Source organism: Alphaproteobacteria bacterium (assembly GCA_017308135.1).
Lineage (GTDB): Bacteria > Pseudomonadota > Alphaproteobacteria > CACIAM-22H2 > CACIAM-22H2 > Tagaea.
On sequence record JAFKFM010000010.1, the window covers coordinates 329,929 to 350,744 of the forward strand.

Below are 20,816 nucleotides of genomic sequence, written 5' to 3' on the forward strand. Positions count from 1 at the left end.
TTTATGGCACTTGCCTTGCAGTTCGTCTCCCCGGTTCCCGGACGGCTGTCTCGCATCCCCCCGATCGAGCGGCCGCCGATATCGCCGACGCAACGTAACGCCGACGAGACAGGGAGACATGGAAAATGAAAACAGGGAAAATTTTTGGCGGCCTTTTCGCCGCCGCCTTCGCGCTCGCTTCGGGCTACGCGGCCCAGGCGCAAACGGTTTTGCGCATCGGTATGACCGCCGCCGATATTCCGCGCACCCATGGCCAGCCGGATCAGGGCTTCGAAGGCAACCGCTTCACGGGCCTGACGATGTATGACGGCCTGACCGGCTGGGATCTGTCGAGCGCGGAGAAGCCTTCGGTCGTGATCCCCGGCCTTGCCACCGAATGGGCCGTCGACGCCGCCGACAAGACCAAATGGATCTTCAAGCTGCGGCCGAACGTGAAGTTCCACGACGGTTCGCCGTTCAACGCCGACGCCGTCGTCTGGAACGTTCAGAAGGTGTTGGAGAAGGAGGCGCCGCATTTCGATGCGAGCCAAGTCGGCGTGACCGCCAGCCGCATGCCCACGCTGCGTTCGGCGCGCAAGATCGACGATCTGACGGTCGAGCTGACGACCGCGGTGCCCGACAGTTTCCTGCCGATCAATCTGACCAATCTGTTCATGGCGTCGCCCGCACACTGGGCGGCGAAGCTGGCGGCCGTGCCGGCGAGCGTGACCGACGCCGCACAGCGTTCGGCCCAGGCGTGGCAGGCTTTCGCGGCCGACGCATCGGGCACGGGCCCGTGGAAGATGACGCGGTTCGTGCCGCGCGAGCGGCTGGAACTCGCCAAGAACGCCGAATACTGGAACGCCGCGCGCGTGCCGAAAGTCGATCGCATGGTGCTCGTCCCCATGCCGGAGGCCAATGCGCGCACGGCTGCCCTGCTGTCGGGCCAGCTCGACTGGATCGAAGCGCCGGCCCCCGACGCCGTCGCCCAGATCCGGCAGCGCGGCTTCACGGTGCATGCGAACCAGCAGCCACATGTCTGGCCGTGGCAGTTCAGCTTCGTGGAAGGCTCGCCCTGGCTCGACAAGCGGGTGCGCCAGGCCGCCAATCTCTGCGTCAATCGCGACGAGATGAAGGAACTTCTCGCCGGGTTGATGGTGCCGGCGGTCGGTTCGGTGCCGCCGGGCCATCCGTGGTGGGGCAATCCGGCGTTCAAAATCCGCTACGCGCCGGACGAGGCCAAACGCCTGATGGCCGCCGCCGGGCATTCGGCGCAGAAGCCGCTGAAGGTGAAGATCCAGACCTCCGCTTCGGGGTCCGGGCAGATGATGCCGCTGCCGATGAACGAGTTCATCCAGCAGAATCTGCGCGACTGTTTCTTCGACGTCGAACTCGATGTGATCGAATGGAACACGCTGTTCACGAATTGGCGTATGGGCGCCAAGGATGCGACGGCGCGCGGATCCAACGCGATCAACGTGACGTTCGCCGCGATGGACCCTTTCTTCGCGTTCGTGCGCTTCGTCGACAGCAAGATGGCGCCGCCGACCTCGAATAACTGGGGTTTCGTCAACGACCCCGAATTCGACCGTCTGGTGTCGGTCGCGCGTACGACCTTCGAGGCGGCGGAACGCGACAAGGCCTTGGCCGCGCTGCATGCGCGTATCGTCGACGAGACGGTGTTCCTGTGGGCCGCGCACGACGTGGGCCCGCGCGCCACGTCGCCGAAGGTCAAGAACGTGATCCAGCCGCAAAGCTGGTTCATCGACTTCTCGCCCGTGACGATGGACTGAACCTCTAAGAGCGGGGCGGCCGTCGCCGGCCGCCCCGTCAGGACTCGATGCTCCAATATCTTCTCAAGCGTCTCCTCTACGCCGTGCCGATCGCCCTCGGGGTCAGTCTTGTCTGCTTCCTGATGGTCCATATCGCGCCCGGCGATCCGCTGGTTTCGGTGCTGCCGGCCGACGCGTCGCTCGATCTGCAGAACCAGATGCGCGCCGCCTACGGCTTCGACAAGCCGTTGCCGCTGCAATTCGCATTGTGGATCCTGCGCGCATTGTCGGGCGATCTGGGCGTGTCGATCGCCACAGGCCGGCCCGTCGCCGCCGAAGTGTGGCGGGCGCTGGGTAACACCTTCATGCTCGCCGTGCTGGCCGCACTGATCGGCTTCATCCTGGGCGGATTGTTCGGCTTCGTCGCCGGTTATTGGCGCGATACCTGGATCGACCGCGTCGCCTCGGGCCTGTCGATCGTCGGCGTGTCCTTGCCGCATTACTGGATGGGCATGGTGCTGGTTATCGTATTCTCGGTGCAGCTCAACTGGCTGCCCGCGACCGGGGCGGGGCCGGGCGGATCGGCCGATTGGGCCTGGGATTGGGCGCATATCCGGTTTCTGATTTTGCCCGCCGTGACGATGTCGGTCATTCCGCTGGGCATCGTCGCGCGGTCGGTGCGTGCGCTCGTCGCCGACATTCTCAGCCAGGAATTCGTCGACGCGTTGAAGGCCAAGGGCCTCACCGATCGCGGCGTGCTGATGCATGTGGTGAAGAACGCGGCCCCCACCGGGCTTGCGGTAATGGGCTTGCAGCTCGGCTATCTGCTCGGCGGCTCGATCCTGATCGAAACCGTGTTCGCTTGGCCGGGGACGGGCTTCCTGCTCGGCAACGCGATTTTCCAGCGCGATCTGCCGCTGCTCCAGGGCACGATCCTGGTGCTGGCCATGTTCTTCGTCACGCTCAACCTGCTGGTCGACATTCTGCAGACCTGGCTCGACCCCCGGATCAAACGCGCATGACCGCCGCCGCCGCGACCGCCGACAAGGCGCAAAAGCAAACCGCCCCCGCCACCGCCTCGCGCGGCTATTGGGCGGGCGTTCTCCATCGTCTGATGCGCAACAAGCTGGCGATGGTCTGTCTCGCCATTCTGTTGCTGATCGTGCTGGCCGCGATCTTCGCGCCCTATATCGCGCCGCAGGACCCTTATCGCGGCGCGATGCTGCGCCGTTTGCGGCCGATCGGCACGCCGGGCTATCCGCTCGGCACCGACGAGCTGGGGCGCGACATGCTGACTCGTCTGCTTTATGGCGGGCGCCTGTCGCTGTTCATCGGCATCGTGCCGGTGCTCAACGCCTTCGTCATTGGCACGGCGCTGGGCGTGATCGCAGGCTTCGTCGGCGGCAAGACGAATATGGCGATCATGCGTACGATCGACGTGTTCTACGCCTTCCCGTCGGTGCTGCTGGCGATCGCGATTTCCGGCGCACTCGGGGCGGGCATTCTCAACTCGATCATTTCGCTGACCGTCGTGTTCGTGCCGCCGCTCGCGCGCGTGGCGGAAAGCGTGACGACGCAAACCCGCTCGCTTGATTTCGTCGATGCGGCGCGCGCCTCTGGCGCCAGCGCTTTGACGATCATCCGTGTCCATGTGCTGGGCAACGTGATGGGCCCGGTCTTCGTCTACGCCACGTCGCTGGTTTCCGTGTCGATGATCCTGGCGGCGGGTCTGTCGTTCCTGGGCTTGGGCGTCAAGCCGCCGGAAGCGGAGTGGGGCTTGATGCTCAACACGCTGCGCACCGCGATCTACTCCCAGCCTTACGTCGCCGCGTTGCCGGGGGCGATGATCTTCGCGGTGTCGATCTGCTTCAACCTGTTCTCCGACGCGTTGCGCTCGGCGATGGACGTGAAAGTCTGACGATGAGCATCGAAGTCTCCGAAGATCTCGGCGGCCCGGCGCAGCCGCTGCTAACGGTCAAGAATCTGGTCAAGCATTTCCCGATCCGCGGCGGCTTGCTCGGCCGCACGACGGGCCTCGTGCAAGCCGTCGATGGTGTCGATTTCGACGTCGCGAAGGGCGAGACGCTGGGCATCGTCGGCGAATCCGGTTGCGGCAAGTCGACCACCGCGCGCCTGCTGATCCGGCTGATCGAACCTGACTCGGGCGAAGTGCTGTTCGACGGGCAGGCGCTCGGCGCCGTCGATGGCGGGATCACGCTGACCGAATTGCGCCGCCAAGTGCAGATGGTATTCCAAGATTCCTTCGCGTCGCTCAATCCGCGTTTGACGATCGAGGATTCGATCGCCTTCGGCCCGAAGGTGCATGGCGTGCCGGACGGCGAGGCGCGCGGCCGGGCGCGCGATCTGCTCGGCAAGGTCGGGCTCGATCCCAATCTGTTCGGCCGGCGTTATCCGCACGAGCTTTCCGGCGGCCAGCGTCAGCGCGTCAATATCGCGCGCGCGTTGGCGCTGGCGCCGCGCCTCGTGCTGCTCGACGAGTCCGTCTCGGCGCTCGACAAATCGGTCGAGGCGCAGGTGCTGAACCTGCTGCAGGATCTGAAATCCGAGTTCGGCCTGACCTATGTGTTCATCAGCCACGACCTCAATGTCGTGCGCTACATGGCCGATCGGGTGATGGTCATGTATCTCGGTCGCGTCGCCGAGATCGGCCCGGTCGAGGAGCTTTACGACAATCCGCGTCATCCCTATACGCGCGCGCTGTTGTCGGCGATGCCGTCGATGGACCCGGACCATCGCACCCAGGAAGCGCCGATCGCCGGCGATCCCCCCAACCCCATCAACCCGCCCTCGGGATGCCGTTTCCATACGCGCTGCCCCTTTGCGGAAGACGTTTGTGGCGCCAAAATACCCGCGCTCACGCCCACCTTGGCCGATCCCGGCCATCGCGTGGCGTGCCATATGGCCGATTCATCATCGGGCCATTCCAAAGCCGGGAGTGCTTCATGAGTCTCGACCCGCAATCCATCGCCGCCGCCGCGAAGGCGCTGGGCGTTGCCTTGCCGCCGGAACAGGCGGAAGCGGCCGCCAAGTCGTTGGCGGCCCCGCTCGCCAAGATCGCGTCCTTCCGCGTCGACTTCGACGTCGAACCCGCGCATTACGCCGCCGCGCTCGATAAGGGCCGTACGCGATGAGCGATCCGGCGAATTGGATGCTGGTCGAGGCTGCGGACGCCGTCGCGGCCAAGAAGATTTCCGCGCTAGAGTTGACCCAAGCGGCGATCGCGCGCGCGAAAGCATGGCAGCCAAAGATCAATGCCTTTATCGCGCTGGGCGAGGAAGCCGCCCTTGATGCCGCCAAACGCGCCGATGCGTCGCCCGTGAAGGGAAAACTTCACGGCGTGCCGCTCGCGCATAAGGACATGTATTACCGGAAAGGCCGGATCGCGAGCTGCGGCTCTGCCATCCGCCGCGAGTGGAAAGCCGAAACGACGGCGACGGCGGTTGTCCGGCTCGATGACGCCGGGGCGATCGATCTCGGCACGCTCAACATGGCCGAATTCGCCTTCGGTCCGACCGGTCACAATTACCATTACGGCCATTGCCGCAATCCGTGGAATACGGCGCATATGACCGGCGGCTCGTCGTCGGGCTCGGGCGCTTCGGTCGCGGCGCGCATCGTCTATGGCGCGCTGGGGTCCGATACCGGCGGCTCGATCCGCATGCCGTCCTTCTGCAACGGTCTCGTCGGGATCAAGCCGACTTGGGGCCGCGTCAGCAAGGCCGGGGCGATGCCCTTGTCCTGGTCGATGGATACGGTCGGGCCATTGACCCGCAGCGTCGCCGATGCCGCGCGTTTTCTCGGCATCATCGCGGGCGCCGATCCCGAGGATACGACGGCGTCGGCCGTCCCGGTCGAGGATTACGAAGCCGCGTGCGGCAAGCCCGTCGCGGGGATGCGTCTTGGCCTGCCGCAAGGCTATTTCGATCAGAATATCGACGGCCAGGTCGCGGCATCGATCGAAGCGGCCGCGAAGGTGTTCGAAAAGCTCGGCGTGAAACTCGTGCCCGTGAAAATGCCCGATCTCGACGCGATCAACGCCGCGGGCACGATGATCACGGGGGCGGAAGCGGCCAGCGCGCATCGCGCCTGGCTCGCCGATATGCCCGAGAAATACTCCGAACAGGTGCGCGCGCGCCTGTCGACCGGTCTCGCCATTCCGGCGGTCGCCTATCTCGACGCGTTGCGCAACCGCGCCGCCGCGATTCCCGGCTTCGTCGCCGACGTTTTCGGCCAATGCGACGCGCTGCTCTGCCCGGTCAGCGACCGGCCCGTGCCGACGATCGCGGAAACAGACGTCGGCGGCGGCCCGGCGATGGGGCCGTTGCTGGCGGCCCTCACGCGGCTCTGCCGGCCGTTCAACGTGCTGGGCCTGCCGTCGCTATCGATCCCTTGCGGCTTCGACAAAGCGGGATTGCCGCTCGGCTTCCAACTGGCCGGACGGCCTTTCGCCGAAGCGACATTGTTCGCGCTGGGTGCCGCTTACGAAAGGGAAACACCATGGTCGCGGATGGCGCCACAAGCATGAGCGGCGATCTCGTCACGATGCGCGATCTGCGCGTGCTGTTCCGCAGCGCCGATCGCACGGTCCATGCGGTCAACGGCGTGGATCTTACGCTCGCGCAGGGTGAGGTGATGGGTTTGCTGGGCGAGTCCGGCTCGGGCAAGTCCGTCACGTTGCGCGCCTTGCTGCGCCTGTTGCCGCCCAAGCGCAGCCACATCACCGGCAAGATCGAAGTCGCCGGCCACGACGTGATGGCGATGGACGAGGCGGCGACGCGCGATTATCGCGGCAGCGTCGTGTCGATGATCTTCCAGGAGCCGATGCTCGCTTTCGATCCGGTGTTCACCGTGGGCGAGCAGATCGCCGAAGCGGTGATGCGCCATGAAAAGGTAAACAAGGCGGCGGGCATGGCGCGCGCGCTCGAAATGCTCGACCGGGTGCGCATCCCGTCGGCCAAGCGGCGTTTGGAAGCGTACCCCCATGAAATGTCGGGCGGCATGCGCCAGCGCGCGATGATCGCGCTCGCGCTGGCGTGCAAGCCCAAGTTGCTGCTGGCCGACGAGCCGACCACGGCGCTCGACGCGACGGTGCAGATCCAGATTCTGCTGTTGCTGCGCGAGTTGCAGCGCGAGATGGGAATGGGCGTCATTTTCGTGACCCACGATATGGGGGTGGCGGTCGAAGTCTCCGACAAGATCGCGGTGATGTATGCCGGTCGCGTGATCGAAAGCGGCACGGTGCGCGACGTGATCCGTTCGCCCTCGCATCCTTATACGCAAGGGCTGCTGTCCTCGACCGTGCATGGTTCGATGCGCGGCAAACGGTTGGAGGCCATTCCGGGCGCGCCGCCGAATTTGGCGACGGCGCCCGTCGATTGCGCCTTCTCGCCGCGCTGCAAGCACGTGGCGCCGGAATGCAAGACGGGAATTCCAGCACTCGCCCCGGTCGCGCAGGGCCATCTTGCGGCTTGCGCGCGGCTGGGGGCCTTGGTCTAATTCGGCGTGGTCGAAAATAGTATGAACGCTCGGGTGCGGGATCTGCGGGGTTACGGCTTCGCCAAGCCGAAAATCGTCTGGCCGAACGGCGCGCGGCTGGCGGTGTCGCTGAACGTCAATTTCGAGGAAGGGGCGGAGTTCGCCGTCGGCGACGGCGACCCGAAGAACGAAGTCTTCGGCGAGGTGCAAAGCATCGTGCCGCCCGGCAAGCGCGATCTGACGCTGGAGGAAGTCTTCGGCTACGGCATGCGCGCCGCCCTGCCGCGTTTTCTGCGCGCGTTCGAGAAGCGCAAGATCGCGACCACCTTCATGATGTGCGGCCGCGCGGTCGAGCGCTTGCCCGAATTCGCCAAGGCGAGCATCGGCGCGGGCCACGAGGCGGCGTTGCATGGTTGGCGCTGGGCGGCGCATTTCGATTTCGACGACGCGGAGGCCGAGCGCAAGCTGATCCGCCACGCGCGCGACACGATCGCGTCGGTGACCGGCGAAACGCCGGTCGGCTTCATGTGCCGATCCAGCCAAAGCGCGTTTACGCGCCGTTTGCTGGCCGAGGAAGGGTTCCTCTACGATTCGAACGCGCTCGACGACGATCTGCCCTATTGGGACAAGGCGAGCGGGCCCAAGCCCATTCTGGTGGTGCCCTACGCGTTCGACACGAACGACATGAAGTTCTATCACCCGACGGGCTTCCGCACGGCGGACGAATTCCTGTCATATCTGCGCCGCGCGCTGGAAACGTTGCTCGCCGAATGCGACGACGGCGAAACGCGGCTCCTGAATGTCGGCCTGCATTTGCGCATCATCGGTCGCCCGGCGCGGTTCTGGGCGCTCGACAAGTTCCTCGACGATCTTGTGGCGCTGAAGGATCGCGTTTGGGTCGCACGGCGGCGCGATATCGCCGCACACTGGATCGCGCACGGCCCGAAGCCGTAAGCGGCCTTAGGCGAGCACGTCGCGGACGTTAAACGCGTCGTCGAGCAGCACGATATCCGCTTTGGCGCCGGGCGCGAAGGCGCCGATCTTGCCGTCGAGGCGCATCGCCGTGGCCGGAATCGATGTTGCCATAGCGAGTGCGTGTTCGATGGGTTCGCCGAGTTTCGCAACGACGTTGCGCACGGAAGTCGCCATGTCGATATGGGCGCCGGCGAGCGAACCCTCCGCGTTGACCAGCCTTCCGTCGCGCACTTCGATGCGCTGGCCGTAGAGTTCGAAGAAATCCGGGCCGCCGACCGTCGACATGGCGTCGGAGACGAGGAACATCCGATCGGGACGGGGGCGTGCGCGCAGGCTGACGCGCAACGTGGTCGCCGAGACGTGATGCAGATCGGCAATCAGGCCGCAATAGGCGTCGCTGTCCAGGGCGGCGCCGACCACGCCGGGCTCCCGCGAATTCATCGGCGTCATCGCGTTGTGCAGGTGGGTGAAGCAGCGCAAGCCTTCGTCCAACGCCGCGCGGATCTGTGCCGCGTTCGCCGCCGTATGGCCGGCCGAGACGACGACCCCCATATCGGTCAGCTTGCGGATCGTGCCGGATTCGACGCGGTCGGGCGCCAAGGTCAGCATCGTCGGGATATTCGCCGCGCGCAGGCGCTTGACGCTCGCCAGCGTGCGGTCGTCGAAGGGGCGTAAGTATTGCGCGGCATGCGTCCCGCGCCGTTCGGGGGCGAGATGCGGACCTTCGATATGGATACCCGCGACGCCGTTCGCACCTTCATTGGCGATCACCGCATCGATCGCTTGGTCGAGCCGGTCGGGCGCATCGGTGATGAAGGTCGCGAGCCACGACGTGGTGCCGCGCGCGCGATGGGCGGCGCCGATGGTCGCCAGAGTGTCGCGTGTGGGCGCATTGTTGAACAAGGCGCCGCCGCCACCATTCACTTGCAGATCGATATAGCCGGGGGCCGCGATGAAGTCGCTCGTCACCACGGGGGCCGGACCGGTCACGGGGCCGATCGCCGCGATCTTGCCGTTCTCGATGCGCAACGCCGAACCGTGATGGAACGCCGTGCCGTCGAACAGACGGCGCGGGGCGAGCCACCAGCTTGCGGCATCGGGCGGAACGAGCATGGCGTCAGCTTTTGTACTGGCGCTTGGCCGCGTAGGACATCGCCAGGATCGCGACGATGGTCATCGCCAGCAGAATCGTCGACAGCGCCGCCGCGATGCCGTATTCGCCGTCGATCACGGCGATATAGATGCGCACCGGCATGGTGATCGTCCGCCCGATATAGAGCACGAGCGAGGATGAGAGCTCGTTCATCGCGGTCACAAGGCTCATCATCGCGCCCGCGACGATGCCCGGGATCAGCAGCGGTGCGGTCACCTTCAGGAAGGCGCGGCCCGGCGGCACGCCCAGGCTCATCGCCGCCTGTTCGAGGTTGGGGCTGATTTGGCGCAACGCGGCACCGACCGAGCTGACCGTATAGGGCAGGCGGCGGATGAAGATCGCCAGGATGATGATGGCACCCGTGCCCGTCAGCACCAGCGGCGCCACGTTGAATGCGGCGGCGTAGGCGATGCCCATGACGACGCCGGGCACGACGTAAGGCACGGTCAGAATCCCGTCGAGTGCCCCGGTCGCGAGCGACCGGCGGCGCGTGATCAGATAGCCGAGCAGCGTGCCGACCACCACGATCGCGACGACGGCGATCGCCGAATAGATCAGCGTGTTGACGATGGGATCGGACAGGCGTTGCAGTACGCGCTCGTAGCTTTGCAGCCCGAACCCGTCCTGGAACACCGGCCCGCGCGTGCGGCGGAAGGAATAATAGATCACCGTGATCGTGGGGATCGAGCCGAGCAGCACCAGGCCATAGGCGGCGATATGCAGATAGAGGCTCTTGAGCCCCGCGATCGGTCGGCGTTCGGCGCGTTTCATGCCGCTGTTGTGATAGATGTCGCGGCGCATCATCCAGCGCTGCAACAGCACGAACACCATCGAGATGCCGACCAGGATCAAGCTGATCGCCGAGGCGAGGCCTTGATTCGAACCGAGATCGGCCGAATAAAGGATATAGGCCTGGGTCGCCAGCACCTGAAGGCCGCGGCCGATGATCTGCGGCGTGCCGAAATCCGCGATCGACATGACGAAGGCGAGCAGGCCGCTCGCCGTGATGGCCGGCATGATCAGCGGCAGGGTAATCGTGAACAGGCGCCGCGTGGGCGAGACGCCCAGACTTTCCGCCGCTTCCTCCAGCGACCGGCTGACGGCCGCGAAGGCGCCCGCCGTGATCAGGAACACTTGCGGGAAGAATTTCAGCGCGAAGACCATGATCACGCCGGGCGTGCCGTAGATCGGCGGAATGTCGATGCCGATGCTGGCGAGCGACGTGCGCACGAGGCCGTTGGCGCCGAACAGCACGATCCAGGAATAGGCGCCGATGAAGGGCGGCGAGACCATCGCGATCAGCGCCAGCACTTCGATCGCCGTCCGGCCGCGGATTTCGAAGCGCGACACGACGAAAGCGAGGCCCACGCCCAGGATCAGCGCCCCGATCATGCCGCCGAAGCCGACCAGGAACGTGTTGCCGATCGTGTTGAGGAAGCGCGGCTCGGAGAAGATCAGCGTGTAGTTTGCGAACGTATATTCGCCGTCGACCACGAAGCTCGACAGCAGGATCTTGCCGAGCGGCCAGACGAGCAGGCCGAGAACGATCGCCCAGGCGGCGATAAGGACCGGCGTCCAGATATCGCGGCGCGTCATTGCGCGAACTCGACGCGCGAACCGTCGGGGCGGAACAGCACGATGTCCGCGACGGGAAGGTGAAGCTCGGCGTTCTGCGTCGCTCTGTCGAGCTCGCTGCGCGCGGGGCTCGCGACCTGCGCCAGCACATTGCCTTCGGGCGTTTCGACCATATGGATCGCTTCGCGGCCCAGATAGGTCGTCTTGAGGATCTTGCCGGCCAACGCAATCCCGTCCGTGGTCCCGGCGGCGCGCAAGCGCACCGCTTCGGGACGGAAGGCGAGTTCGACGGGGCCGGGGGCCGCCTTGCCGGGCAGCACCCATTCCTTGCCGCCCAAGCGCAATGCGCCGCTTTGCGTGAGTTCGGCCGACAGGAAATTCATCGTGCCGATGAAGGCCGAGGCGAAGCGGCGCTTGGGGTGGTTATAGATGTCGTAGGGCGTGCCGAGCTGTTCCACACGCCCCGCATTCATCACGCAAATCCGGTCGGAAACGGCCAGCGCTTCCTCCTGATCGTGCGTGACGTAGATCGTGGTGATGCCCAAACGCTGCTGGATCTCGCGGATATCCTCGCGCAACTCGACGCGCAGCTTGGCGTCGAGATTGGACAAGGGCTCGTCCATCAACAGCAGCTTGGGGCGGATCGTCATGGCGCGCGCGAGGCCCACGCGCTGCTGCTGGCCGCCCGATAACGCCGACGGCAAGCGGTCGCCATAGTCGGCGAGGCGCACAGTATTGAGACTTTCCTCGACGCGCTTGGCGATTTCGTCGGCAGGCAGATTACGCGCCTTCAAACCGAAGGCGACGTTCTGCGCGACCGTGAGGTGCGGGAAGATCGCGTAGTCCTGGAACACCATGCCGATATCGCGCTTATGCGCGGGCAGCGGATCGAGTTTCACGCCGTCGGCGATCACTTCGCCGCTATCCTGCTGGTGGAAACCGGCGACGATGCGCAGCAAGGTCGTCTTGCCGCAACCGCTGGGCCCCAGCAGGGTGAAGAACTCGCCCGAGACGAGTTCGAGATCGATACCGTCCAGGACCTTGATGCCGGGTCCGTAGGATTTGTGGATCGCGCGGAGGCTGAGTGCGGTCATGGTGGTTTCGGACTCTATCGGTTGGGCGCCCGGAGCGGCGCCGGAATGTACGCAAAAATGGGGCCGGACGCTCCGGTCATCGACGGATCCCGAGATAGGTCCGGTCGTCGGTCCACAGACCGGCGAGCGACCCGCGCGGGGCGAGAATTTCGGTGATCTTATGCGGGTCGCGGCGTTCGATTTCGCGGAACTTCGCTTCCCATGAATCGATTCCGAACGTGTCGCCGGGCTCGAAATAGCCGTCGCTGTAAAGCTCCAGCGTTTCGATATCGGCGGCGGGAAGCGTTTCGATGCGGATTTTGTCGCGGCGGATTTGGAAACCGTTCAGCGACGCGTAACCCAGAACGGCGTCGTCGTTGTTTTGGAAACCGCCTTGGCCGTGCACGATGCCGCCGAAGACCATCTTCTCGGCTTCCGCGCGCGGCACATGGGAAAGTTCGGCGCGGCAGAATTCGAGCGCCTTGGCCTCGACTTCGGCCATTTCAGCGGGAGTCATCACGCCTTCGACATCGGCATGGCGCGTGCCGCCCCAGGAAACCTTGCGCGACAGGCGTTCGCGTTCGTCGGGATCGGCGACCCGCGACGCGATGACCGGCCACGCGAAGCGGCGCAGCATCGAGGAGATCGTGTCGATATCCTTGTCCTCGCGCCACACGGTCTTGCCGTTGATGCGCAAGCCGCTATCGCCGACGAGCACCGCATAAGCGGTGTCGCCGGCGAACGTGACGAGCGTGAGGGTCGAAGCCATCTGCCTGTTCCAATCGCCGCGCACGGCGTCGGTAAGGCCGAGCCGGTCATACGTGCCGCGGATCGCGGCGGTCGCGATCTCGACCGCCGCCCACGGATCGTCGAGCTTCGCCGCGGGGCCTGTCAACCAGGCCTCGAGGGTCCGCCGCAGCAATTGCGAAGCATAGCGCCCGGCCAGCACGCCGTCGTAACGGCTGCCGATCCGGTCGCTGACGCCGTCCATCACCGCATAGGCGCGTCCCGGCAGGATTAGGAACGCGTCCTCGTTGGTGTCGGGGGCGTCGGCGCGCTTGGCTTCGCTGAAGGCTTCGATCCGCATGATGCGCTTAGCGACCCACCGCCATCGCGCGCCACTGCTTCAGAAGCTCGTCGCGCTGGGCGGCGATCTTCAGAATGTCGTAGTCGATCGTCTTGATCGCCGTGATCGGCGTGCCCGGGAAGGGCGTGTCGATACGCGCCGAGCGGCGATTGGTTTCCTTGACGACGTAGTCCTGAACCGGCTTCGACAGAACCCAGTTCATGAACTTCTTGCCTTCTTCCGGCGAGGGCGCGCCCTTGATCAGTGCCATACCGTCCGGCACGGTCGACGTGCCGTCGCCGGGCATCACGATCTCGATCGGGCCGCCGTTCTTCTTGTACTGCATCGCGTCGTCTTCCAGCGTGATGCCGACGGCGGCTTCGCCGTCGTTCACCAGGCGGTTGACGACGCCCGAGCTGGTGGCGAAGTTGATGTTGTCGAGGATCGCTTTGTAGATCGCCGGGCCTTCGTTGCCGTAGATCGTCAGCACCGTCGCGTATTGCTGGAAGGCCGAACCGGAAGCGTCGGCGCGGGCCGACGTGATCTTGCCCTTCCAGCGCGGATCGGCGAGGTCCTTCCACGACTTCGGGTACTGCTCGGGCTTCAGCATTTTGGTGTTGACCGAGAACACCGCGAGAATGCCGCTATAGGGCGACCACGCCTTGCTGATCTTGTAGGCGGGCAGGATCGCCGCGTCTTCGGCGGTCGTGAATTCCGCCAGCAGATCCTTGTTGGATTCAAGCTGTTCGCCGCCCACGCTCCAGATCACATCGGCTTTGGGCGAAGCGCTTTCCGCACGCACGCGGCGGATCAGATCGCCCGAACCCGCCTTGACGACCTGCACCTTGACGCCGGTCTCCTTGGCGTAGCGGTCGGTCAGCGCGTCGACCACTGCGCCCGGGGCGGCGGTGTAGATGACGACTTCCTTGGTTTGCGCGGACGCAGCGAACGCCGCGAACGCGATGGCGCCGGCGACGAGCGTGCCGGACAGTCGGATTGCCTTCATACTGTTCTCCTCTTTTTTGGGCGTTGTGTTCGTTTGGTTAGTCGGTAGATCAGGCCGTACGCACGACCTTGGTGAGATGGCGGGGCACGGCGGAATCGATGCCGCGCGCTTGGGCGCGGCGTTCGCCGAGGATTTGCAGGGCGGGCAGCACGATAAGCCCGCGCGTCAGCGCATCGGCGGGCAGATCGAACGACAGATCGCCCGGGCCGCCGAAGCCGACGACGAAGGCGCCCTTGGCGCGCAATTCCTCGGTCAACAGCGATTCCTCGGCCAGCGTGTCGGGATGATAGAGCATCACGACGAACGAGGATTTGTCGATCAGGCTGACGGGCCCGTGACGATATTCCAGCGGATGATGCGCCTCGGTCTGGCTCAGGCTCATTTCCTGGAGCTTCAAACCCGCTTCGCAGGCGATGCCGTAAAGCGGGCCGCCGCCCAGAAACACGTAATGCGAACGCCCGTCGAGCGCCTTGCCGAGCTTGGCGTCGAACGCCTTCATCGTCGCTTCGGCCGTCTTCGCCGCCGCGTCGATATCGAAATCGAGGCCGGCGAAGCGCATGCCCATCAGTAGCAGCAGGCTCGCGGCACTCGTCATGACGATATCCTCTTCGGCATGCGTTTGGGCATGGACGAAGCGGCTCGACTCACGCGCGAGCGAGCTGTCGATCGTGCAGGTGAAGCCGGTGACGTGCAAACCGGCCTTACGGCTGGCGATGGCAGCGCGCACGAGTTCGCTGGACTCGCCGCTGCGCGAAAACGCCAGCACGTCGGGCTTGATCGACGCGGCCATGGCGTCGTGCGGGCGGCGCGTCCATTCGTTGCCGGTCACGGCGCGCGCGTCGAAACCCTGATGGCACATGATCGCGGCGACGGTCTTCGAAACATGAACCGACGTGCCGCAACCGACGACCGCGTAGGCTTTCCCGGCTTCGGCGGTGAAAGCCGCCTTGGGCGCGCGGCGCCAAAAATCGAATTGCTCGCGGATGACGCGTTCGGTGGCGTTCATGGTCGTTCTCATCTTTCGTCGACGGCGTGAAGATTGATCGAAGCGGGTTTGAATTCGGCGAGCGACGCGGCGAGCCGCGCGATCCAGGCGGCGTCGATCGGCCAGCCCGCCATCTTGGCGGCGCGCCATAACGCACCGCCGATCGGCGGCAAGGCCGGCGGCATGGGTTTGCCCAAGCGCGCGATCATCGCGGCCTTCAAGGCGGGCGACGCGAAGCTGCCGCCGGCATGGCTCCAAATCGCACCCGCTTGCGGGCAGCGTTGGCGCGCCGTGCGCACAAGGGCGGCCAATTCGTCGGCGGCTTCGGCGAAGATGCGTAATGCCGTCGCGTCGCCCGACGCGGCGATCGCGTCGATCCCTTGCGCGAGTGCGGCGATCATCGGGCGCGGATGGGGCAGGGCGTAGAACCACGCCGTCAGCGCCTTGTCGGGATCGCGACGATCCGCGATACCGATCAGTTTCAGCATCGCGCGCACGAATCCGGGAGCCTCGAGCCGCCCGTCGAGCGCGTGGCCCAGCAGCACGACGGCGCGCCAGCCGATCCAATAGGCGCTGCCTTCGTCGCCGAAACCGTGGCCCCAGCCGCCGACGCGCACGATATCGGCGCCGTTCTGCGCCCAGGCCATCGATCCGGTGCCCGACAGCACCAGCGTGCCCGGTCGGTCGCCGAGCGCGCCGTCGTAAGCCATCTGCACGTCGTTATGCACGGCCGCGGGGCGGGCGAAGGCCTGCGCGATCGCGGCTTCCTGCTTCGCGTTCAAGTCCACGTGCTCGCCATAACCGGGAAGTCCGGCGGCGACGGCGACGGGACGCAAGCCCGACGCACGCGTTAGAATCTCGCCCAAGGCTTCGCGCCAATCGGTGCCGTCGAACGGGTTGACGCCGGGGCCGCGCAGCAGCGCCGTGACGGCACCCTGGCGCGTGGCGGCCGCGAGCAGCGACTTGGTGCCGCCGCCGTCGATCCCCAGCACCAATTCTTCGTCGCGGTTAAGCATGCGCGGCCTCGTCGGCGGGCGCATCGGCGATCGTCACGTCCAACCCGCAATCGGCGAGACGCGCGCGCCAGCGCGCGTCGAGGGCGGCGTCGGAGATCACGTCCGTCGCGGCTTCCAGCTTCGCGACGCCATAGGTCGCGGTCTGGCCGAACTTGGTCGCGTCGGCCAGGATGCAGCGCCGCGTGGCGCGTTGAAGCATGCGCAGATTGATGCTGGCTTCGGCCGCATCGGGCGTGGACAGCGTGCCGTCGTCCTGGACCGCGCTCGCCCCGAGGAACAATTGATCGAACCACAAGCGATCGATCGTCGCTTCGGCGATCGGCCCGACGACCGAATGGTTCTCCGGGCGCACTTGGCCGCCCAGCAGCGTCAGCCGCAAATCCTCGACACCGTTCAGCGTCTGCACCACGACCAAGCTGTTGGTGAAGACGGTGAGCGGCAGCGGGGCGACGCGCAGCAACCGCGCGAGTTGCAGCACGGTCGATCCGGCGTCGAGCATCACGCTCGTACCCGGTTGCAGACGGGAATAGGCGGCTTGGGCGATGGCTTTCTTGGCGGCGATGTTCTGCAACTCGCGCGCTTCGAACGCGACTTCCAGCCCGACCTTGCCCGCGATGCGCGCCCCGCCATGCGTGCGCTCGACCATGCCCTTGTCTTCCAGGCGCAGCAGGTCGCGGCGGATGGTGGCGAGCGAAGCATGTGCGACTTCCGCGAGTTCCTGAATCGACGCCTGACCCTTCGTATAAAGGTGCTGGCGGATCACGGTATCGCGGTCTGGCTGCATGGCGCTTGCGGGACGGCGGTTAAAGTTTCAATTTTGTGAAGCGTGATCGAAGATTTGATCACGGTCAATCATGATGATGATCGTTTGTGAATTATTTTGATGAAAATCGAGTGACAACGTGATCGAAATAGGGGCCGAAACGTCGATTTCGCGCCAAGTTTGGAAGGCCCGACCGCCATGTCCGATGTCCTGATGGCTCTCGCTGAAGCCCGAAAAACCAGCAAACCCAAAGGTTTGTCGTCGGTTTGCTCGGCGCATTCGAAGGTATTGGCGGCGGCGTTCCGCCATGGTGCGGCAAAGTCCAAGCCCGTTCTGGTGGAAGCGACGTGCAATCAAGTGAACCAGGACGGCGGCTATACCGGCCTGACACCGGCGGCGTTTCGTGCCCGTGCCGAGGCGTTGGCGACCGAAAACGGCTTGCCCGCCGATCGATTGATTCTCGGCGGCGATCATCTGGGCCCGAACCCGTGGACCAAGCTGCCGGCCGAAGCGGCGATGGATAAGGCGCGCGCAATGGTCGCGGCTTATGCCGCCGCCGGATTTCGCAAGATCCATCTCGACGCCAGCATGGCGTGCGCCGACGACGGCGAAGCGGTGCCGGAAGCGATCATTGCGGCGCGCGCCGCGAGCCTCGCCGCCGTGGCGGAGGAAGCCGCGCATGCGCAGGGTCTGCCTACGCCGGTCTATGTCATCGGCACCGAAGTGCCGCCGCCGGGCGGGGCGCGCGAGCGCATCGACACGATAACGCCGACATCGACCGCGGCGGCCGAAAGCACCATCGCCGCGCATGACGCCGCGTTCACCAAGGCGGGCTTGCGCGGCGCGTTCGACCGCGCGATCGGCATCGTCGTGCAGCCGGGTGTGGAGTTCGGCATCGAGAACGTCGTCGCCTACTATCCCGCCAAGGCGCGGCATTTGCGCGCCGTGCTCGATCGGCATCCGCGTTTGGTGTTCGAAGCGCACTCGACCGATTATCAATCGCGCGCGGCGCTGCAAACCTTGGTGCGCGACGGCTTCGCGTTGTTGAAGGTCGGGCCGGGCTTGACCTTCGCGTTGCGCGAGGCGCTTTACGCCCTCGACGCCATCGACGCGATCCTGCATCGTGACCGGCCGGCCGCATCCTTGCCCGACGCGATGGAAGCGATCATGCAAGCGCAGCCGGGCTATTGGCGCGGCCATTGCCATGGCGACGCCGCCAAGCAGCGCATCGACCGGCATTTCAGCTATAGCGACCGCATCCGCTATTACTGGCAAACGCCCGCGGCGGAAAAGGCGGTCGGCGATATGCTCGCACGGCTTCGTGCGGCAACGATCCCCGAAACGCTGGTTAGCCAGTTTTTCCCGGCACAAATCGGCGCATTGCGTGCGTCGGGCCAGCCAGCGACGCCCGATGCGTTGATCGAGGGTACGATCTTCGCCGTGCTCGACGACTACGCCGCCGCCGAATAGATCTCAGCCGATTTTCGTGCCGTGCCAACCGGCTTCGCGCTTCGTCCAATAAAGCGCGTTGAGCTTTTGGGTGATCGGGCCGGGGGCGCCGCCACGGATCATACGACCGGCCGCTTCGCGGATCGGCAATGCCGCCCCGGACGTCGAGCAAGTGAAGGCTTCGTCCGCCGCGAACAGATCGAACGCGGTCAGCGCGCCGGTTTCGACCGGAATGTTCAGCTCCGCCGCCAATTCGCAGAACGTCATGCGCGTGATGCCGTGCAACACGCCCAACGACGGCGTGCGCAAGATGCCGTTCTTGACCAGAAATAGGTTCGAACGCGGCGCTTCCTCCAGGAAGCCTTGCGACGACAGCCACACGACATCGTCGTATCCGGCTTCGAGCGATTCGATCTTCGCGAGCTGGTATTGCAGCCGCGACGTATGTTTGTAGCGCGGGTCGAGCGTATCGGGCGCCATGCCGCGCTGATGGCCGATCTGCACGCGAATGCCATTCGCGCGCTGCTCCGCCGTGCCGAGATGCGCGTAGGGTGTCGCGAAAGCGCGCACGCTGGGCTTCGCCGCGCGCGGGTCCGGATTGCCGGGGGCGAGCAGGCCGCGCGTGACGATGATCTTGATCGAGGCGTCCGTCAGGCCGTTGCGCTTCGCCGTCTCGCGCACGATCCCCCGCCAATCCTCGCGCGATAGGCCGGTGTCGATGCGCGCGGCATGCAGCGTGTCGATCAAGCGGTCGAGGTGATCCTCCATGCGGAAGATCAAACCTTTCCACGCCGAGACGACCTCGTAGACGCCATCGCCGAATTGCACGCCCAAATCGAACGCCGAAAGCCGCGCTTGGCTTTCGGGAACATAGGCGCCGTCGCAATAAAGGATGGGTTCGGTGGCCATCAGGCGCGCTCGTGCGTGGAACTGAAACGGATCGCCGGCCAATCGGTCGTCGTGCGCGAAAGATCCCACGAATTGCGCGCCATGAAGACCGGCGCTTCGTCGTTGTCTTCCGCTACCGCGAAGCGGTTGCCGTCGATGAACGCCTTCAGCTTGACCGGATCGTCCGACGAAATCCAGCGTGCGGTTTCGAACGGCGCTTGTTCGAAATGGATCGCCACGCCGTACTCGTTTTTGAGGCGCGAGGTTAGCACGTCGAGCTGCAGCTGGCCGACGACGCCGACGATCCAGTCGGCGCCCAGCATCGGGCGGAACAGGCGCGTGACCCCTTCCTCGGCGAGGTCCTGCAACGCCTTGCGCATCTGCTTGGCGCGGATCGGATCGTCGAGCCGCACGCGGCGCAGGATTTCGGGCGCGAAACTGGGCAAGCCTGTGAAGCGCAGCGCCTTGCCTTCGGTCAACGTATCGCCCACGCGCAGCGTGCCGTGATTGGGAATGCCGACGATATCGCCGGGCCAGGCTTCGTCCGCGACCTCGCGTTCCTGCGCGAAGAAGAAGATCGGGCTGGCGACGGAGATCGCCTTTCCGCTGCGCGGATGTTTGAGCTTCATGCCGCGCTTCAAACGGCCCGAGCACACGCGCATGAACGCCACGCGGTCGCGGTGGTTCGGGTCGGTATTCGCCTGAACCTTGAACACGAAGCCGGAGACTTCGCCATCGTCGGGCATGACGGCGGCGGGGACGGCCGGCTGCGGGCGCGGGCTGGGTGCCCAATTCGCCACGCGATCGAGCAATTGCGCGACGCCGAAATCCTTCAAGGCGCTGCCGAACAGCACCGGCGTCAGATGGCCCGCACGATATGACTCGAGATCGAGCGCGGGATATCCGGCGAGGGCCAATTCCGCCTGATCGCGGAATTCCGACAAGCGGACATCGCCGATCAATTCGGGCAAACGCGGATCGTCGAAACCTTCGAGCTGTTCTTCGGTCGCGAATACGCCGTTGGCGCCCGGCTTGTAGAAGCGATGCTGCAACAGATCGTAGCTGCCGCGAAACAACCCGCCCATGCCGGCCGGCCACAGCACCGGCGACACGTCGAGCGCGAGCTTGCTTGCGATCTCGTCCAGCAGTTCGAACGGGTCTTGGCCTTCGCGGTCGATCTTGTTGACGAAGGTCAGGATCGGCACGTCGCGCAGGCGGCAGATTTCGAACAGCTTCAGCGTTTGCGCTTCAATGCCCTTGGCCGCGTCGATCACCATCACGGCGGAATCGACGGCGGTCAGGATGCGATAGGTGTCTTCGCTGAAATCCTGGTGGCCGGGCGTATCGAGCAGATTGAACTGAATGCCGTTATGCTCGAACGTCATCACCGAGCTCGACACGGAAATGCCGCGCGAACGCTCGATCTCCATCCAGTCGGATTTCGTGCGGCGGCTTTCGCCGCGCGCCTTCACGTGACCGGCCAGACGCAAGGCGCCTCCGAACAGCAGCAGCTTTTCGGTCAGCGTCGTTTTTCCGGCGTCGGGGTGCGAGATGATCGCGAATGTGCGCCGCGGGAGGGGCGCGCCGGCTTCGGGTGCGGCGGCGGGGTCGGTCAAAACA

Annotated in this window: 19 protein-coding genes; 9 read left to right on the forward strand and 10 right to left on the reverse strand. The window is 65.4% G+C overall.

The genetic code is table 11. The features are described from left to right. Positions 1-125 precede the first annotated feature (125 nt). The 8 genes from J0H39_18430 to J0H39_18465 are packed head-to-tail and all read left to right on the forward strand — an operon-like array spanning position 126 to position 8,201. Positions 126-1,772 carry an ABC transporter substrate-binding protein gene (locus tag J0H39_18430; protein ID MBN9498734.1) on the forward strand — a complete coding sequence of 549 codons (1,647 nt, stop codon included), beginning with the start codon at positions 126-128 and terminating at the stop codon, positions 1,770-1,772. A gap of 47 nt (positions 1,773-1,819) precedes the next feature. Continuing rightward, positions 1,820-2,773, forward strand: coding sequence for an ABC transporter permease (locus J0H39_18435; protein ID MBN9498735.1), 954 nt, complete (start codon positions 1,820-1,822; stop codon positions 2,771-2,773). Continuing rightward, positions 2,770-3,669, forward strand: coding sequence for an ABC transporter permease (locus J0H39_18440; protein ID MBN9498736.1), 900 nt, complete (start codon positions 2,770-2,772; stop codon positions 3,667-3,669). Before J0H39_18435 ends, J0H39_18440 begins: the two co-directional genes overlap by 4 nt. 2 nt (positions 3,670-3,671) lie before the next feature. Next, complete coding sequence (locus tag J0H39_18445; protein MBN9498737.1) at positions 3,672-4,718, forward strand: ATP-binding cassette domain-containing protein; 1,047 nt, start codon at positions 3,672-3,674, stop codon at positions 4,716-4,718. After that, complete coding sequence (locus tag J0H39_18450) at positions 4,715-4,903, forward strand: hypothetical protein (protein ID MBN9498738.1); 189 nt, start codon at positions 4,715-4,717, stop codon at positions 4,901-4,903. The genes J0H39_18445 and J0H39_18450 overlap by 4 nt, the downstream gene beginning before the upstream one ends. Continuing rightward, positions 4,900-6,297: an amidase gene (locus tag J0H39_18455; GenBank protein ID MBN9498739.1), complete on the forward strand. Its 1,398-nt coding sequence runs from the start codon at positions 4,900-4,902 to the stop codon at positions 6,295-6,297. Before J0H39_18450 ends, J0H39_18455 begins: the two co-directional genes overlap by 4 nt. Beyond that, complete coding sequence (locus J0H39_18460) at positions 6,294-7,268, forward strand: ABC transporter ATP-binding protein (GenBank protein MBN9498740.1); 975 nt, start codon at positions 6,294-6,296, stop codon at positions 7,266-7,268. The genes J0H39_18455 and J0H39_18460 overlap by 4 nt, the downstream gene beginning before the upstream one ends. Before the next feature lie 21 nt (positions 7,269-7,289). Continuing rightward, positions 7,290-8,201, forward strand: a complete 912-nt coding sequence (locus J0H39_18465; GenBank protein ID MBN9498741.1) for a polysaccharide deacetylase family protein — start codon at positions 7,290-7,292, stop codon at positions 8,199-8,201. Positions 8,202-8,207: 6 nt separating this feature from the next. On the opposite strand, the gene nagA is transcribed toward J0H39_18465, so the two are convergent. The 8 genes from nagA to J0H39_18505 form a co-directional block, all read right to left on the reverse strand. Continuing rightward, on the reverse strand, positions 8,208-9,335 hold the full coding sequence (nagA, locus tag J0H39_18470; protein MBN9498742.1) for an N-acetylglucosamine-6-phosphate deacetylase: 1,128 nt from the start codon (positions 9,333-9,335) through the stop codon (positions 8,208-8,210). Positions 9,336-9,339: 4 nt separating this feature from the next. Further along, positions 9,340-10,971, reverse strand: coding sequence for an iron ABC transporter permease (locus J0H39_18475; GenBank protein MBN9498743.1), 1,632 nt, complete (start codon positions 10,969-10,971; stop codon positions 9,340-9,342). After that, complete coding sequence (locus tag J0H39_18480) at positions 10,968-12,044, reverse strand: ABC transporter ATP-binding protein (GenBank protein ID MBN9498744.1); 1,077 nt, start codon at positions 12,042-12,044, stop codon at positions 10,968-10,970. The genes J0H39_18475 and J0H39_18480 overlap by 4 nt, the downstream gene beginning before the upstream one ends. A 76-nt stretch (positions 12,045-12,120) precedes the next feature. Beyond that, a complete protein-coding gene (locus J0H39_18485) occupies positions 12,121-13,110 on the reverse strand; it encodes a protein phosphatase 2C domain-containing protein (protein MBN9498745.1) in 990 nt (329 codons plus the stop codon). A 7-nt stretch (positions 13,111-13,117) separates the two neighbouring features. Further along, complete coding sequence (locus J0H39_18490) at positions 13,118-14,095, reverse strand: extracellular solute-binding protein (GenBank protein ID MBN9498746.1); 978 nt, start codon at positions 14,093-14,095, stop codon at positions 13,118-13,120. Between the two features lie 49 nt (positions 14,096-14,144). After that, positions 14,145-15,101: an SIS domain-containing protein gene (locus J0H39_18495; protein ID MBN9498747.1), complete on the reverse strand. Its 957-nt coding sequence runs from the start codon at positions 15,099-15,101 to the stop codon at positions 14,145-14,147. 8 nt (positions 15,102-15,109) lie between these two features. After that, positions 15,110-16,096, reverse strand: coding sequence for an N-acetylglucosamine kinase (locus tag J0H39_18500; GenBank protein ID MBN9498748.1), 987 nt, complete (start codon positions 16,094-16,096; stop codon positions 15,110-15,112). Further along, positions 16,089-16,880 carry a DeoR/GlpR transcriptional regulator gene (locus J0H39_18505; protein MBN9498749.1) on the reverse strand — a complete coding sequence of 264 codons (792 nt, stop codon included), beginning with the start codon at positions 16,878-16,880 and terminating at the stop codon, positions 16,089-16,091. Before J0H39_18505 ends, J0H39_18500 begins: the two co-directional genes overlap by 8 nt. Before the next feature lie 177 nt (positions 16,881-17,057). Between J0H39_18505 and J0H39_18510 the strand changes: the two genes are divergently transcribed. Then, positions 17,058-18,329, forward strand: a complete 1,272-nt coding sequence (locus J0H39_18510) for a D-tagatose-bisphosphate aldolase, class II, non-catalytic subunit (GenBank protein MBN9498750.1) — start codon at positions 17,058-17,060, stop codon at positions 18,327-18,329. A gap of 3 nt (positions 18,330-18,332) precedes the next feature. Here the strand turns inward: J0H39_18510 and J0H39_18515 are convergent, their stop codons facing one another. Beyond that, entirely contained in the window at positions 18,333-19,217 is an 885-nt protein-coding gene (locus J0H39_18515) for an aminotransferase class IV (protein MBN9498751.1), read from the reverse strand. Next, positions 19,217-20,812, reverse strand: a complete 1,596-nt coding sequence (locus tag J0H39_18520) for a peptide chain release factor 3 (protein MBN9498752.1) — start codon at positions 20,810-20,812, stop codon at positions 19,217-19,219. Before J0H39_18520 ends, J0H39_18515 begins: the two co-directional genes overlap by 1 nt. Between the last annotated feature and the right edge of the window lie 4 nt (positions 20,813-20,816).